At 47.2% G+C, this 17283-nt stretch carries 11 protein-coding genes; 2 read left to right on the top strand and 9 right to left on the bottom strand.

Annotation, left to right across the window (positions count from 1 at the left end):
* Window positions 1-17: 17 nt before the first annotated feature.
* Window positions 18-1283: a sodium:proton antiporter NhaD gene (gene nhaD / locus ACU37H_RS16195; RefSeq protein ID WP_472705160.1), complete on the top strand. Its 1266-nt coding sequence runs from the start codon at window positions 18-20 to the stop codon at window positions 1281-1283.
* A 122-nt stretch (window positions 1284-1405) separates the two neighbouring features.
* Here nhaD and fucP read toward each other — a convergent pair whose 3' ends face one another.
* Both fucP and ACU37H_RS16185 read right to left on the bottom strand, forming a co-directional pair.
* Window positions 1406-2710, bottom strand: a complete 1305-nt coding sequence (fucP, locus tag ACU37H_RS16190; protein ID WP_472705162.1) for an L-fucose:H+ symporter permease — start codon at window positions 2708-2710, stop codon at window positions 1406-1408.
* Between the two features lie 128 nt (window positions 2711-2838).
* Window positions 2839-4074 (bottom strand): DUF6786 family protein, encoded by a 1236-nt coding sequence (locus ACU37H_RS16185; protein ID WP_472705164.1) that lies wholly within the window; start codon window positions 4072-4074, stop codon window positions 2839-2841.
* Between the two features lie 346 nt (window positions 4075-4420).
* Between ACU37H_RS16185 and ACU37H_RS16180 the strand changes: the two genes are divergently transcribed.
* A complete protein-coding gene (locus ACU37H_RS16180; RefSeq protein WP_472705166.1) occupies window positions 4421-4618 on the top strand; it encodes a hypothetical protein in 198 nt (65 codons plus the stop codon).
* Between the two features lie 29 nt (window positions 4619-4647).
* On the opposite strand, the gene ACU37H_RS16175 is transcribed toward ACU37H_RS16180, so the two are convergent.
* The 7 genes from ACU37H_RS16175 to ACU37H_RS16145 all read right to left on the bottom strand — a co-directional run bounded on the left by ACU37H_RS16175 (window position 4648) and on the right by ACU37H_RS16145 (window position 17281).
* A complete protein-coding gene (locus tag ACU37H_RS16175; RefSeq protein WP_472705168.1) occupies window positions 4648-5820 on the bottom strand; it encodes a glycoside hydrolase family 172 protein in 1173 nt (390 codons plus the stop codon).
* Window positions 5821-6077: 257 nt separating this feature from the next.
* Window positions 6078-8354 carry a GH92 family glycosyl hydrolase gene (locus ACU37H_RS16170; RefSeq protein WP_472705170.1) on the bottom strand — a complete coding sequence of 759 codons (2277 nt, stop codon included), beginning with the start codon at window positions 8352-8354 and terminating at the stop codon, window positions 6078-6080.
* A 191-nt stretch (window positions 8355-8545) separates the two neighbouring features.
* Complete coding sequence (locus ACU37H_RS16165; protein ID WP_472705172.1) at window positions 8546-9967, bottom strand: glycoside hydrolase family 125 protein; 1422 nt, start codon at window positions 9965-9967, stop codon at window positions 8546-8548.
* A gap of 12 nt (window positions 9968-9979) precedes the next feature.
* Entirely contained in the window at window positions 9980-12247 is a 2268-nt protein-coding gene (locus tag ACU37H_RS16160) for a GH92 family glycosyl hydrolase (RefSeq protein WP_472705174.1), read from the bottom strand.
* A 10-nt stretch (window positions 12248-12257) separates the two neighbouring features.
* A complete protein-coding gene (locus ACU37H_RS16155; RefSeq protein WP_472705176.1) occupies window positions 12258-13193 on the bottom strand; it encodes a BT_3987 domain-containing protein in 936 nt (311 codons plus the stop codon).
* A 123-nt stretch (window positions 13194-13316) separates the two neighbouring features.
* Complete coding sequence (locus ACU37H_RS16150) at window positions 13317-15485, bottom strand: hypothetical protein (protein ID WP_472705178.1); 2169 nt, start codon at window positions 15483-15485, stop codon at window positions 13317-13319.
* Window positions 15485-17281, bottom strand: a complete 1797-nt coding sequence (locus ACU37H_RS16145) for a RagB/SusD family nutrient uptake outer membrane protein (protein WP_472705180.1) — start codon at window positions 17279-17281, stop codon at window positions 15485-15487. Before ACU37H_RS16145 ends, ACU37H_RS16150 begins: the two co-directional genes overlap by 1 nt.
* Window positions 17282-17283 lie beyond the last annotated feature (2 nt).

The raw sequence follows: 17283 nt of genomic DNA, 5'->3' as shown, positions 1-17283 counted from the left end.
ACTAACCCGTTATTACCATGGCTACTGCATTAATCATTATTGTATTCGTTGTCGGCTACCTGGCTATCGCGCTGGAGCATGTGACTAAGGTGAACAAGGCTGCTCCGGCCCTGATCGCCGGCGTATTGTGCTGGACGATCTACCTGGCTCAAAGCGGCGACCATGAAGGCGCTGTCGAAAGCCTGCTGCACCACCTGGGCGAAATATCGTCCATCCTCTTTTTTCTGCTCGGCGCAATGACGATCGTGGAGCTCATTGATGCACACGATGGCTTTGACATCATCACAGAGCGGATTACTACGCGGAGTAAAAAGAAGCTCCTGTATGTGATCAGCTTTCTCTCCTTTTTTCTTTCTGCACTGTTAGATAATCTTACGACATCTATTGTGATGGTATCATTGTGCGCGAAACTATTGCAGCATAAAGAGGACCGGCTTTGGTTTGCGAGCATGGTAGTGATTGCAGCCAACGCGGGCGGTGCCTGGTCGCCTCTGGGAGACGTGACTACCACGATGCTCTGGATTGGCGGACAGATAACGGCGGTTCAGATTATGAAGACACTGATCGTCCCCAGCATCGCTGTCTGCCTGTTGCCGGCTTTGATCATCGGCTATCGTTTTAAAAAGGAACAGACGGAAAAGCCGCTGATCTCCACCACTACGGAGAAAGAAAGAAGACACGGAAAGGTGGTGTTAGCGGCGGGAGTAAGCAGCCTGATCTTTGTGCCGGTGTTTAAAACCATCACCCATTTGCCGCCCTTCATGGGGATGATGATGATGGTAGGCTTTATGTGGATTGTCACTACATTGATTCATAAACGAAAAAAAGACGATTACGATCTGGCGAAGGCCCTGGAAAGAATCGATAGCCCGAGTATCCTTTTTTTCCTGGGGATCCTGCTGGCCGTGTCTGCCTTGCAAAGCCTGGGACTGCTGCGTACGTTAGCTACTTTTTTAACCGGAACCCTCCAGGACGATTATCTGATTGGCTCTACTCTGGGTGTACTGTCGGCCATTGTAGATAACGTTCCTTTGGTGGCTGCTTCACAGGGGATGTATGACATGTCCGTGTACCCCACCGATCATTCGTTCTGGCAGTTCCTGGCCTTAACCACGGGTACCGGTGGTAGCGCCATTATAATCGGATCTGCGGCAGGTGTGGCCGTGATGGGAATTGAGCGTATCCGGTTCGGATGGTATCTGAAAAATATATCCTGGATCGCCCTGGTGGGCTTTGCGGCGGGTATCGCTACGTTTTTGTTGCAGCGATATATATTCGGTTAAATGACCATCGTATGTCATGATAAGGATGTCCGGCATAGAAAGGACAACGCTTCACTACATCATAATAAAAAATCCCCGGCAGCTCAGCGCCCCGGGGATTGTCATTTGACTAACGTTGTGTATTAATGTCCGCCACCTAACTGCAACTCTTCTGTTTTCATATCGCTCTTCACACCGACTTTGGCATACCAGGCAATGAAGGCAAAACAAACCAATGGCACCACATAACCATATTGCAAGTTGTGCGTCGTATCGCCAATCCATCCTAACACCGGCGGCAGGATAGCGCCGCCTACGATAGACATAACGATCAGGCTGGAACCGGATTTGGTGTCGGCACCAATACCCGCGATTCCCAGCGCGAAGATGGTGGGAAACATGATCGACATAAAAAAGGCAATACCTACCATCGCATATAGGGTAACAATACCTGAACCCCATATCGTTACTGCACATAAAAGCACACAGATAAGGGCATAAGCCCCTAACAATACCTGGGGCTTGATAAAGCGCATGAAGAAGGTGCCTACAAACCTGCCGACCATGAAGGCCAGTCCTGCTGCTGCAGCGTACCATTTGGCCTTGTCGTTTTCGATGCCAACCGCTTTCTCGGCAAAAAGTACAATAGAGCTGAGGATGCACACCTGCGCGGCCACATAAAAGAATTGTGCTACGGCGGCCCAGACTAAATGTTTGTGCCGGAAAGCGTGCGAAAGACCGCGGCTTCCGGCCTCCTCGTCATCTTTGATATCGGGAAGTTTGGTAAATATAAAAATGATGGCAACGATCAAGATGATCAGGCCCAACACCATGTAAGGCATTTTAACAGTAGCGGTCTCAGATAAGAGATAGGCGTTGCGCGCGGCTTCGGTCATCGCGTCAACTTCTGCATCGCTGAGCGGATTTTCGGATAAGATAAAATATCCGCCTACAATAGGCGCTAAAAATGCCGCCAGGCCATTAAAAGACTGGGCAAAGTTCAATCGTTGTGTGGCAGTTTCGGGAGGGCCCAGGACAGTAGCATAAGGGTTCGCTGCCGTTTCCAGTATTGCCAGTCCGCATGCCACAATGAATAAGGCACCTAAAAAAAACGCATATTTCATCGTGTCAGCGGCCGGAATGAAAAGAAAGCATCCCAGGGCAAATAAGAAAAGACCCAGCACAATGCCCGATTTATAACCGTATTTCTTCATGAAGATACCGGCGGGTATCGCCATGACAAAGTAGGCGACATATACGGCTGAGTCGACCAGTAAAGCTTCAAAATTATTCAGCCTGAAGCCCCGGCGCAGATGCGGTATCAGGATGGGATCGAGGTTATGAATGAACCCCCAAAAAAAGAAAAGCGAGGTGATAAGCACAAAAGCGAAGCCATATTTCCGGGCAGCGGCCTTTATCTTTCCCGTGGCCATTGATTGATTTTCCATTGAATGCTGTAATCGTTAGATTCGTTAAATTAATTCGGGAAAGATAAAAAAGTATAAGCTATTCACATAAAAAAATTACCTGATAGGTTGTTATCGGCCGACCGGCTTTTCATACTGCTTTGATGCGCTTACTCCAACCCGTTTTCGATTTGCTCCAGTGAAACACCCAGTATCTTTACTGCAATAAGATCCAAACCGGCCGGATCCCCCTCAAAATGGAACACACTATGATGATGGGTCAACCGCTCCCCCGGTTCGAGGAAAGCAGCGGGTGACACACTTTCTAATTCATAAAAAGGTCCCATCTGCGAACCATCTTCCAAGGGCCCATCGTTGTAAGCGTTCATGGCATCCCCGCTGAATGGCGGCTGTTTCGTATTCCATTCCTGGTTCAGGTATTTACCTTCCGGAATGATATCATACTGAACGATGGTGAGCACGCGAGCCTGCGGATCATAACTACCTGCAACGGGCATTGCGCGGCCCGGCGGCAATCCCAGCTTTCCGCGGCTTTTACCGTCGGCCTTAAAATATACAACGCCGTCTTTGATTTTTAAACGGTCTGAAGCAATCTCTCCAAAATAGTCAGTGGTCGCGACTTTGCCCGACGCTGCTTTTTTGTAAGGTATTACGATCATGGATTGCGCAGACGGGTTGAACATGTCGAGGCTCCACAGACAGGGAGCGCCTGTTGTTTCGTTCCACCCGGCAGAGCCAATATTCACTATAGTGTTGGTTGTTTTAAACCCAACGCAGCGTACGCCGGACGACCGGGTGATCTGCCAAACGCTGTCTACATTATCAATCATCTCCACCGTCCGCTCCAGGCGCATATCGAGCGTGGTGCCTGCATAGTTTGTTAAGGACGTTCTTTTGGTCATATGGACCAGCTGTGTGGTTTGCTTTTCTTTATTCCAGCTTTCTGTATCGATGGCCGCGGGTGTATGCCACTCTTCAAACTTCATGTCGGCACCCGGTTTGAAATACAACGAGAACCTTCCTCCTTCGGGACCCAACCAAAGGCGGTCTTCTCCGCCAAAAGCATTCATATGCGCATCCAGAGGGGCATCAAAGGCTTTATAGTTTACCCAGCCGAAGCTGCGGCCCTGAAGCCCATCGGAGGTAGAGGTAAAAACCTTGGCCTGATAACGGGGAGATACAATGAGCTGAGCGGTGGAGTCGCGGCTGTGCAGCAGCACCAGGGTGCTATCCCGCTCTTTCAGGAAATCAAGATCATAGCCAAAGGTTCCCTTTTTATGTTGCTCCATTTCTGTTGTCGGTTTTGCGGGTTTCTTTGCAGGGCTATCGCAGGCCGCCAGGCCTGCGGCAAAGAAAGCCAATAGTAACAGATGCCGGTCTTTCATGATCAATGGTTTTAATTTTATGCTGTTATTGCTGTCGCACCATCCCGGACCAAAATCGAAAAAATCCAATAAAAATAGAAAAAGGGTGGACTTTTTAAATGTTATATATTTTCCTAATGCTTCATTGTTTTACTTTTTTCAAAAACCTATATTTGCGCAATCCTGAAATGAACTGTTTTTGATGTTGCACCGAAGCTGAGGACAATTTCAAGACAATAAGCATTAATGATCAACATTCCTGTTACCCTGTGTGTGTAAGCTGATCCTTGCCCGATTATCTTCAAACTTCAATCCGGTAAGTGACACAGGTTGCGCCCACAGCGTGCACGACTTAAAAATACCACCTATGAGGTTAACCAACTACTACCCTGATTTCGAGTACCCTGCCGAGCAATTGAAGAAATTCATCTTTGCCAGCGACTTTTTCACCATTTTACTGGCAAATGGGGACATCGTACATTTCTCCCCCAAGGATATCCGTACGTTTCATGATTGGCTGGACCATAACCAGGTTCAGAATATCAAGAACGATAATGGTCAGTAACAACCGCGCACCCAATGATGAGCTCAACTCTAATTGACCTCCAGTTCATCAGCTGACGGAAGCGCCGGAAAGCGTCCATGGGGTTCTGTTTGATACCAGTAAGCAACTGTGATAATGTCTGAATGTTGAGGCAGGTATCGCCCCCCGCTGCGCCAACCCAGATCCTGTATGGTCACTTTCAGATCGTTCTCGAACCTGATCGGATCCATAATATGCCAGCGGTACATTCCGAATCGTTGCTGGGAGCCGTATAGGCCGTCGGGTTTCAATACCTGGTGTAAGCCCGCATAGGCGGTAGAAAACGGTTCGTATTGATGGGTGATTTTATTCTCAAAATTATAGGAGCCGCAGAAATAGTCTTCCGTACCGGTACCCACGATGGTCGCATTTTCTTTATCGCCGTCCATAAAAAACTTGATCTCACCTTCTCCCCACCAGCCGTTGTTACTAACGCCTACGCCCATATAGGTTCCCACATAATGGCCTTTGCCTTTGATGTTATCGACAATGGTGTGTACAGAAGATTTAGGATCTCTCGCGCTGCGGCGGTACTGTGCATGAAAATAAGCTTCGTCCGCTCCGATGTCCGTCAGTGTATAATCGATCTGGTAGTACAAACGCATCGGCTGCGTGTCGATGTTCTGCATGGTGATCTTACATTTTTTCCGGAAAGGCATTTTCCAATAACTATTGAATGCGCTGCCGGGATTCACGGTCATGGCCAGTGAGTTCAACCAGGAAACCTGTGTCCAGCCCGATGCAAAAAATGGGCCTATCGGACTTTCCACGGAGGGCGTGGCTTCGTCGTCGTAATACACTCTGAATATGGTGTAATTGAAATTTCCTGTGGGCGTCATCCAGATATGCTGGATTGCACCGGGTCCTTCAATATCTGCCATGGTGAACGTTTCTCCTGGCTCAATGATGATAAAGGGATTTACTTTCCAGCCCTTACCCAGATCCCTCGCTTCGTTGGCAGCATTGGCCACGTTGCGCTTTCCCTTGTCTCTTACAGGATCGGCCAGCGCACCTTTTCCTTTTTCGCCGGTAAAATTTTCAGGGCTGATGGACCGCGTCTTTGCATCGGACAACCTGGATAGATTGCCCAGGTTCATATCAAGTCCGTTGAACTTACCGGACTGCTGCGCGTTTACCAAAAATGATCCGAGAAGTGCAATGAATAGAATGCTGTATTTTTTCATATATATCGTTTTACTTTATTCCCGGTTGTCATATGAAATGTTGCATAAAAATTTCCTTTGCGAAAACGTTCCTTTGAAAATTTCTATGGTTGCTTCATGAAGGGCTTTTTAATGTAGAATAGCGATCGTTTAGTCAGCGAATTTAAAAATATTTGCGAATGATCCAAGCCCGGGAGACAGGAATATTGAGTGAAGGCCATAAAGTCTCCCTACGCTTGTTGGGCGCCAACCTGCATTCCCCCGGCTCGCTTCAGGCATCACTCTTCGGTGCTCATCGAGAAAGGATAATCTGCTTTGGCAATACCTCTTGATTTGTTGGGCTGTGCGCTCATGGTAAAGTTCAAAGTGCCTCCTTTTAATAACTCGAAATGATCTAAGTAGTTTTTATTGCTTGCTTTTCCGTTGATGGTAAGCGATTTGACGTACTTGTTGGACGAGCTGTTTTGCGGTGCGTTGATCACCAGCTTGTTGCCATTTTCAAAATGGATCTCTGCTTTTTTGAACAAGGGCACACCCAACACATATTGGGTGCTCGCAGGCGTCACCGGATAAAAACCTAAAGCGGAAAACACATACCAGGCTGAGGTCTGGCCATTGTCTTCATCGCCGCAATATCCATCAGGTGAAGCGTTGTATAAACGGTCCATCACCTCGCGTATCCAATACTGAGATTTCCAGGGTTGACCCGCATAATTGTAGAGATAGGTCATGTGTTGAATCGGCTGATTGCCATGTGCATACTGTCCCATATTGGTGATCTGCATTTCACGCATTTCGTGGATAACAGAGCCGTAGTAGGAATAATCTCCGAAATCAGGCGGCATTACAAATACAGAGTCGAGCATGGTTACAAACATCTTGTCTCCGCCCATCAATTGTTTCAGGCCTTCAATATCCTGGAAAACGCTCCAGGAATAATGCCAGCTGTTACCTTCGGTGAAAGCTCCACCCCAGGAATAAGGATTATAAGGTGTATAAAAACTTCCATCTTCATTTTTGGGGCGCATCAGCAAGTGTTCGGGATCGAACAGCTTCTTATAATTCATAGCACGCTTTTTATACACGTCAGTTTCCACCGACGGCTTGCCCAGCGCCTTACCTAAGGCATAAATGGCGTAATCATCGTAAGCATATTCTAAAGAGCGCGCCACGTTCTCACTGATCTTTACATTATTAGGCACATACCCTAAACGGTTGTAGTATTCTACCCCACGCCTGCCCGTAGCTTCCGGGCCTTCATTGTTAGCGCCATGTACCAATGCCTGCCACAAGGTTTCAACATCATAGCCGCGCAGCCCTTTCAGATAAGCTTCGGACACGACGGATGCAGAGTTGTTACCTACCATGATACCCCTGTAGCCAGGAGATGACCATTCGGGTAACCATCCGCCTTCTTTGAAATCGCTGATCAGGCCTTGCTGCATTTCTTTGGCAATAGAAGGATAGGCAAAATGCAGAAACGGATACAAAGCTCTGAACGTGTCCCAAAACCCGGTGCCGGCAAATTTATAACCAGGCTCTGTTTTGCCGGTGTAAGGACTATAATGGACGATCTTTCCCGAAGCATCCTTTTCGTACATCCTCAACGGGAAGAATACCATCCGGTACAAACAGGAATAGAAGGTGCGCATCTGTTCATCCGTACCTCCTGAAACTTTCACGCGGCCCAGTATTTTGGACCACTCATTTTTCCCTTGTGCCTTGATCGCTTCAAAATCTCTGTTGCCGATTTCGGATTGTAAATTCAATTCTGCCTGCTCAAAACTGATGAAGGAAGAAGCCACTTTTGTGTTGACCACATCTCCCCGCTCCAGGCCTTTAAAACCAATGACCGCGCCGGCATGCTTGCTTTTCATCTCTTCCCTGTTGGAAAATTTATCCTCATCCCAGGTAGCCTTGTAATCGAACGGCTTATCAAACTGGATCACGAAATAATTTTTGAAATGCTCCGGCACACTGCCGCTATTGCGGGTGCTGTATCCAATAATTTTATTTTCGGACGGAATGATCTTTACGTAAGACCCTCTGTCGATCGCATCCACCACCACATAAGCACTGTCTGTCTTTGGAAAAGTGAAGCGAAAGCGGGCGGCTCGCTCTGTGGGCGTAATTTCAGTAGTCACATCGGCGTCTGCCAGATACACTTTATAATAATGCGGCTGCGCCACTTCTGCTTTGTGTGAAAACCAGCTGGAACGATCCTGCTCTTTGAAGCGCATTTTACCGGTAATAGGCATGATCGCGAAATAGCCGTAATCATTCATCCACGGGGAAGGTTGGTGGGTTTGTTTAAACCCCACGATTTTATCATCGCTGTATTTATAGGCCCAGCCATCGCCCATTCTTCCCGTTTGCGGCGTCCACAAGTTCATACCCCAGGGCAAACCAATCGCCGGATAGGTGTTCCCGTTGGAGAGCTCAAACTTGGACAGCGTGCCCATCAGCGGATTGACATAATCAATGGGATCCTGCGCTTTTGCAGTTAACCCGATTAGTATTAAACAGAAGACAGAACATCTTTTACAAAAACTCATTTGTATCTTTTTAAAATGATTTTTATTGAGTAAGCAAAAATCCCCTGGTCAGACGGGGACCGTCAGACCAGGTGTTACGCCGTATTCGCTGCGTTTACTCACTTACGCGAGCAAGTGTGGCCTTTCAAATCCATGGTCAGACGGGGGCCGTCAGACCGGGTGTTACGCCGTATTCGCTGCACGGGTATCTATTACGCCAACAAATGCGGCTTTTCCTGGAAGGTCTTCCAAAGCAACTCTCCATATAGGGTATTAGCCCAGGCAAACCATTTGCGGGTAAACTTCTTCGGATCGTCTTTATGGAAGGACTCGTGCATGAACCCTGTATCGCCGTGCGTTTTCTGCAGTGTAGTGATGCACTGCCGGATCTCACTTTCATTATTAGAGGTGAGCGCACGCATGATTAGGCTCATAGGCCAGATCATATCAAGCCCGATGTGTGGACCTCCGATACCTTCGCCTGCACTTCCTTTGAAGAAGAACGGATTTTCCTTCGACCACACAAAATTTCTTGTATTGGCATATATCGCATCGCCCTTGGCCACAGCACCCAGGTAAGGCAAGCCCAGTAAACTCGGCACATTGGCATCATCCATCAGCACGGAGCTGCCATAGCCGTTCACTTCAAAAGCATACAACTTGCCAAATTTCGGATGAGACACAATAGCATGTTGCTTCAACGCAACCTCCACTTCTTTAGCGAGCGCTGTCAGTTCTGCAGCCAGCTTCGCATCTTTGAAAATCACAGACACCATTTCTGCCGCTTGTTTCAGGCTGATCACCGCAAAGAAATTGGAAGGGACCAGGTAAGCAAAGATCGTCGCATCGTCACTGGGTCTGAACATGGAGCATATGAGTCCGTTAGGCTTAACGGGATAGCCGTATCCGCCCATGGGCACGCCGTCTGTCGCCCAGGCCGTTTTTCTTTGAAAACTATATGGGCCTTTATCTTCTTTCCGTTGTTGTTCTTTGAAGGTCTTTAATGTCAGCGCTACAGATTCTTTCCACGTATCATTAAAAGGAGCGGTGTCGCCCGTGCGTTTCCAGAAATGATAGGCCAGGCGAATCGGGTAGCATAAGGAATCGATCTCCCATTTGCGCTCATGGATACCCGGCTTCATATCGGTAATATCCGTCTCTTTCCATTCGCTTACTTTGGCATCATCATTATAAAAAGCATTGGCATAGGGATCTTTCAAAATGAAATGCACCTGCTTGTTGATCACCCCGATGATCAGCTTGTGAAGCGCTTCATCATCTTTACTGAATTGCAGGTAAGGAAACACCTGGGCAGAACTATCGCGCAACCACATAGCATCTATATCTCCCGTGATCACGTAGGTGTCCGGTTTGCCATTGGACTCTGAATAAAATACGGTAGTGTCTAGAGTGTTGGGAAAGCAATTTTCGAACAACCAGGCCAGTTCTTTATTTTTCACTTTTGCCTGGAAGGCTTTTATCGCACTTTCGATCGCCGGACTTTTAAAGTTCCGTTGCGCTTCCGGTACGCGCACAGTAGGGAAAGCGCCTGAAGTCTGGGCAAAAGACCACTTACCAGCCGCAATGCCTGCGGTTAACACACCTGTATTTTGTAAAAATGTTTTTCGATTCATTTCAAATATTGCTTATTGATTTTCAGAAACAGAAAAAGGGAGGTCTGCATCTTTGATACCGCGCCTGAAATTGGGGGTTGCAGCCATCTGCAGGTCAAACGTTCCACCCTTCACAATGTCTGAATAGGTAATATAATTTTTACTGTAGGATTTATTATTTAAAAGAGCAGAGCGAATGTAAACATTTCGGCTGTTATTGCCATTTGCCCGGATGACAAACTTTTTCCCATCCTCCAGCGTGATCGTGATCTTTTTGAACATGGGGCTCCCTAACACATATTGATCCGTACCCGGACATACACTATAAAAACCGAGGGCGCTGAGCACGTACCAGGAAGAGGTTTGCCCCTGGTCTTCATCACCGGGATACCCATTCTCGGTAGCGTTGTACAACTTGCTCATCACTTCGCGGGTTCGTTGCTGCGATTTCCAGGGCTGCCTTGCATAATTATAGAGATAAGGCATATGCTGAATAGGCTGATTGCCATGCGCATACTGTCCCATGTTGGCCATTACCATCTCCGTCATTTCGTGGATCATAAAACCATAGGTGCCGACATTGACGGTATTGGGCACTGTGAAGACCGAATCCAGCTTGGCGCAGAATGGCTTTTCACCGCCCGTTAATTTGATCAAACCCTTGACATCATGAAAAACAGACCATACCCAATGCCAGGCATTGCCCTCTGTGAAAGGGCCGCCCCACTCGGTCGGGTCAAAGTTGGCAGACCAGGCTCCCTGCTTATTCCTGGCACGCATGAAGCGGGTCGCGGGATCATACACATTTTTATAGTTGTACATTTTGTCACCAAATAACTCCATGTACTTTTTGTCATTGACTGCCTTAGCCAATGCGTAGCCGCAAAAGTCATCGTAAGCATATTCCAGCGTTTTTGCAGTTGCTTCCCTGACTTCGGGATAAGGGACATAACCCAACCCGTTATATTCTTTAAACCCGTCACGTCCGTTGGCTGGCCCCCAGGGCCCTTTATTATTGGCTTCGTGATAATACGCTTCCAGTGCACGCTGCGGATCAAAAGTGCGCAAGCCCTTTGCCCATGCATCTGCAAGCAGCGAAATAGCGTGATTACCGATCATGCTTCCCTGTTCATTGGGAAACGACCAGGAAGGAAGCCAGCCGCACTGTTCCTGCGCTTCCAGTAAGGCTTTTACATACCGGCCATGCATGGTAGGATGCAGCAAGGCGTTGAGCGGAAACTGGGCCCGGAATGTGTCCCAAAAGCCGGTGTCGGTGTACATATAACCCGAATGCACGGTGCCGTCGTAGGGACTGAAATAATAAGGATTGCCATTGGCATCTATTTCGAAGAACGCTCTTGAAAAAAGGCTGGCCCTGAAAAAGCAGGAATAGAAAGTAGCTTTATCTTCTTCTGAATCTCCTTCGACCATGATCCGCTTCAGGTGCTTATTCCAGACTTCATAAGCTTTGGCCTTTGTCGCTTCCAAGCTTTGATCGGCTCCCAGCTCTCTTTGTAAATTGAGCCTGGCCTGTTCAAGACTGATATAGGAAGAGGCAATTTTTACCTGCACCACGGCGCCTTTCTCAAATTCCAGGTAAGCACCCTTCCCTTTTCCTTCGGACCTTTTTTGTCCGGGCTGGATCGTATTCTTTTCGTTTTCCCAGGTACCATGCGCCTTAAACGGCTGATCAAACATCAGTACAAAATTATTCTTCCAGCCGCGCTGCATGCCATGACCGTTATTGACAAACCCTGTGATCATGTTCATTTCCGGAAAGATCTCGACGCCGCTCCAGCGTGTATAACCATCGAGCACGAGATAAGCCTGATGCTCTTTCGGAAAGCTGAAGCGGATATGCACGCCACGTTCAGACGGCGACATTTCGGTAGTGATCTTATTATCAAACGTCACTTTGTAATAATGAGGTTTCCCGATTTCATTTTCATGTTTGAATGCGCTCGCCCGCTCTTCTTCATTGACCTTAAGGTTATCTATGACGGGCATTAACGAGAACACGGCGTAATCGTTGGACCAGGAGCTGCATTGATGCGCCTGTTGAAACCCGCGTATGGTCTTCTTGCTATACTGGTATTTCCAGCCATCACCATTCTTCCCGGTTTGCGGCGTCCAGGTGTTCATTGCAAAAGGCAATGCGGTTGTGGGATACGTGTTGCCTCTTGTTAATTCAAAGCTGGAGTTCGTGCCCTGGAGTGTGTTTACGTATTGAACAACATCCTGGGCTTGCAGCAAGGATGTCATGCTACAAGCCACACTGATCATAAAAAATCTAAACCTCATTTATTATTTACTATTTAAATGTAAGCATCCGCCACTCAGTAATTTGAAAAGCGTCCGACCCGCTATTCTCTTCTACCTGCCAGCGATAGTACGTGTACGGAGTATCGTTCTCAAATTCATATTGTACTGTCTGAGTTCTCCCACTGAAAGACTGATTGTCCCTGCGATCCAGCTCTACCCAGGTGTTACCATCATTTGAAGCCTGGATCACCCATTTTTTAGGATCTCTTTCGGGAGCATCATTACCTGATGTCAGCTTATAGGATTGGATGGCCACTGCTTCAGGGAATTTCAACTGCATCCATAAAACAATGGGGAAGCCACCTGTCAGGAACTTTGTATTCAGGTTGTTATCAACCAACTTCGACGATCCTTCGCCTCCGTTGGGACCATCGTTATTATCTTTAGAAACGGTTAAGGTCGCTTGCGAAGTAAGATCGGTTTCTTTCCTGGAAATTTTGATCTTAAAATAAGCCGTTTGTAATTGCTCATTGATCTTCCCTGTCGATGCACTCGCCAACGTGATGGGCAACAGGTACTCCGCATCTTTGGGCAGTGTCTTAGTATCGATGGATATTTTGATGCCATCAGATGTTGTACGCCCTGACCTGATTACGGTCTGCAGGCCTGAAATAGTGTATTTATCCGCTGGCAGCTTCCCGTAGGATGTTGAGTGACTAGCATTGTAAGCATCAATTAAAAGCGTGTCTAACCTGAAATTAAGTTGGATATCCTGATTGGGATAAAGCTGGCCGCCATAGGCGCCGCCGAATGTAAATGACTGCGCGGTATCCGCTATCAGCAGATTCACACTGCTGCGGGCATCGATAGCTTGCGTCATGTAGATAATCCCTTCCTCGCTTGTAATTTCGTCTTTTTTATCACAAGACGTGATGAAAGCCAGTATACTCAGACTGGCAATGATCATTTTTAAATAGTTCCTCATTTTAAAAGGTTTTAGTTTGATAATCTTAGTTGTTGTCTCTTTACAGTCAGAAAGTTTGTAGTTGCTACTTTGAACCAGTCATAAATGAACGCAGCGTTCTCATTTGAAGATTATTGAAAATGGTTACCATTCGATCAAAACATTAATGCCTCTGCTCAGATTTTTGAACTTCAGCTTGATCGTCTTTGATTTTTCATCCCAGTCCTGATCATCAAGTGCTACATCCTTTTCCCCGTCGGCCAAAGTCACCTTTGTTGGTTTTTCCGGCAGTTTAATACGCATGACATTGATAGTATTGTCCGGACTTTTGACAGTAAACCGGTAGCTATTACTCTTGATCACCTCATTGTAGGCGCGGCCCGCGGCGGCTATGATCCTGACGTTGCCGTCATGATTACTTTTCAGATCATACAAGTAAGCCTGTTCGCCTGGTGGCACCACTTTTTTGTTTAATACCGGAAGCTCAGGATCAAACAGGTCCACTACCGGGCCCTGGATCTCTAATGGCTTTTTATCTTCGTTTTCATCCATGACTGCTGCAATAACATATGGGCCACGCTGCAGTAAAAAATGATTTTTAAATATTAACCTGGCCGAGCTTGCTTTGGCATCATACCCTTCTTTTACTTTACTGATAAAAGATTCATCTCCTCCCTGGGTCAATACCAATTCTTTGGGATCATGTCTGTTAACAGACACCCAGCCCTTTCCGCTTGGTATGAACGTCGCCGTATCCCGAACCCCTAATTTTCTGAACAGATCTTCGGAAGGAGCTTTATATTTTTTCCCCTTTGAGTTCCACCATTCGCTGATATGCTGAAACGGGTCATTATCGCGTCCGTAATAGATCAAGACACCGCCCTTTTTAACCCACTTCACGAGCTGATCATGCCAAACCGGATCCAAGGGCTTCATATTTGCATAGCTCATGATCAACAGCTTGATATCCTTAAGTGCATTGCCATTGCTTAGATTCTCCATATGAACCAACTCTACCGGCACGCCCCGCTTCAGCAACGGTAAGGCCATGCCGTAAAAGTTAGACAGTTGAGGATCATCGTATCCATCGTGCGTGGGAAACCGTTGAAACATCATGGAGTTAGAAAGCAGGATACCTATGCCCTGGCTTCCGTTCAATAGGTTGTCCGATTCAGGAATTTCGTTCAAAGAATTAACCATCACCTGCATCTGCGTAGCATAAGCAGGCACGATAGGTTGCTTCTCTTCATTGTTCTCCATTTTGAATCTGCCCTGGTAGATGCGGTTAGGCCAGGGCATTACTTCGTAACTGGCCACAGTTGGATATAACAACTTGGCGGTGAAGGTAGCCTGATAATTGCGTTTATAATCATCCCAGGTTCTTGCCCGGTCTTCTATTGGATCTGTGAGCAAGAACATCTTCTTTCCGGTAGGCTGGATCATAGATATCATCGAACCATATTCCAGGAAAGCGTTTTCGAAGACCCGCTCTTTTGCCAAGCCGTTGAAGTATACAGGCTCTCTCGACGTTCCTGTCCAAACCTGCGCGATATAACCGTCGACGTCTTTTATAGAAGCTAAGCTGGCTTCCGGACTTACAATTTGCCAGGAAGAATAGTTGATCAGGGAGTGGGTCGGCACATAACATTTCACCTCTTTGCCTACGCTTTTACTGTAGGCCTTGACGTAAGCAAAACACTCTTTCAAGGCATTATAATAAAGATCATACTTCAGCTTAGATGATTGATAAGTAGCTTCAGGAGATTCATGCTGAGGCCGCCAATCAAAACCATAATATTTTCTCCATTCCTTCTTAAAAGCTTCACTATAACCTGCACGCGCCCAGAACTCAGGCTCTTCCAGGTGGATGGCGGATACGCCCGCATCAATGGCCCGCTTGAGATGCGTCTTCAGGTAAGTCAGATAATGTGCAGATGGGACGATATAAGGCACGTCCTTACCATGCCATATCGTGTCGCCGCTTCTCGCCACCTGACCTTCATCTAAATGCTTCTTACCATCGTATTCGCCAAGGAAATAATCCTGATACTGTCCCCAGGCAACACCCGTCATAAAATGAACTCTGTAGCCTTTGTCCCGCCAGCCTTTGACCCGCTCTTCAAAATTTCCTCCCGCATCGTTGACTCCATAAACAATCGCCACATCAGACCTGACATCGTAGGCCTCACTCCACGGAGCGGCAATCTGAAAAGCCGTCTTCTCCGTTGAATGAGCAGGCGTCGGAATGTCCTGGGCCATAGATACAACGCCTGAAAATAAAGCGCTACCTATTAGCAGATAGAATCGTTTCATTACCATCCGGGGTTTTGAATGAGCTCGAAATCGTTATTTACATCCTCAATCGGGATCGGGAAAAAGTAATGCCGTGTAGCAAACACCCTTGTTTCAAAAGGCTTTTTATTGTAAAAGCCAGGAATGGCTGCATCTATATCCAGGCCGATCGCAGGGCCATTATCTGTTTGCGGAGCAATCTTCCAGCGACGCGTGTCAAAGTATCTAACGTTTTCGAAACAGAGCTCTACTTGCTTTTCCTGGCGGATCGCCTGACGCATTGCCGCCTGGCCGGATGGTGCAGGTAAGCCCGATGAACCATATTGAGGAATGCCGGCACGCTCTCTGATCAGGTTTAAATATTTCAAAATATCAGGATCACCGGGATTGGATTCGTTCAATGCTTCCACATAATCGAGGTATATATTGGCCAGGCGTAAAAGAATGATAACGCTGTTGCCCTGGTTCCAGTTTTTAGTTGTTGCTCCTTTGCGCACTACATAGCCTGTGGGACAATAGTCATTACTTGTACCTTTACCAGAGTTGCCTTTGAAATATAAGCGCGTAATGGCATCACCGGAATTAGTATTGAGCCATCTCCTGTTATCGTAAGTGATATTGACATAAAACCTCGGCTCGCGGTTGACCCACTGATTGAAGGTTTCCCTGTCAGCGTTATCATCCGGTGCACGGAAATTAGAAGTGCCGCTGGCGCTATATCCCGAAGCAGGATCGCTGATCGCCCGTCCGTTGCTCATAAAGAACGCATCTACCTGACGCTGTGTCGCTCCCAGACCACCGCTACCTCTTACTTCTGACGCATAGCCGTTGTGGTAAGGCGTTACTTCATAATTGCGTGCATTGTCATCGTCCGGGCGTCCAAAAATGGTTTCTTTATTCCAGTCCACCAGGACCGCATCTCTGCAAGAGAGAAAGGCATCAATGCTTCCATCTGACCTGGTGACGCGATAAAGATCGAAGACATCGGGAACAAACTGGTTGATAAAATCTTTGTAGGCGGCCGCAGCCCTGGCCCATTTGCTGCCGTCGTAAGTTTGGGGAATCAATTGCTTTCCGTCATTGTTTTTTAAGCTGGCAAAGTCGCTGTTACCGTTGAATAGAGGACTTGCTGCATATAACAGTGCAGTAGCTTTTATTCCCAAAGCGACAGGCTTGGTAATACGGGCAATATTCGCATCGTTGACCGGACGCACGGGAAGGTCTGCTGCAGCTGCGTCTAACTCAGTAGTTATATACTCGATGCATTCATCCACTGAATTGCGCGGCAGCTGGAGCTCCTGGAAAGGCGCGTCTACGGCGATCACATCGTTACCCAGTAATACTACCGGACCATAAATGCGGAACAGATAGAAATAATAAATAGCTCTCAAAGCTCTCGCTTCTGCTTTATACTGTCGCTTTTGAACGTCTGTAATATCCACCGTTACATTATCAATATTGGCGATAAAGAATGTGGCATTGCGGATGCCTTTGTAATAATCGCGCCAGAAAGACTTGGTGAACCCGCTATTCACATCCCAGCTTCCGATATTGATCTGGTTAGACTCCACGAATCCCCACAAATATTCAGCTTCATCGGAAGCACCCGTCCAGGGGCCTGAGTTATAATTTCCGACAAAACGTTGAGAATGTTCGCGCGGCACAAAGGCGTACACGCTCGCTAAGAATCGCTCCGCGGTGGATCTGTTTCTAAAGGTTTCCTCAAGTGTCAGCCTATCATTGGGTACCTGATCCAGATACTTTTTACAGCCGGTGAAACCCAGGCTAACTGCTAATAGAACAATTATATATTTCATGA

Source organism: Niabella sp. ZPM-14 (assembly GCF_055693045.2).
The sequence above is the reverse complement of the archived record's forward strand: the minus strand, read 5'-3'. Positions and strand labels throughout refer to the sequence as shown.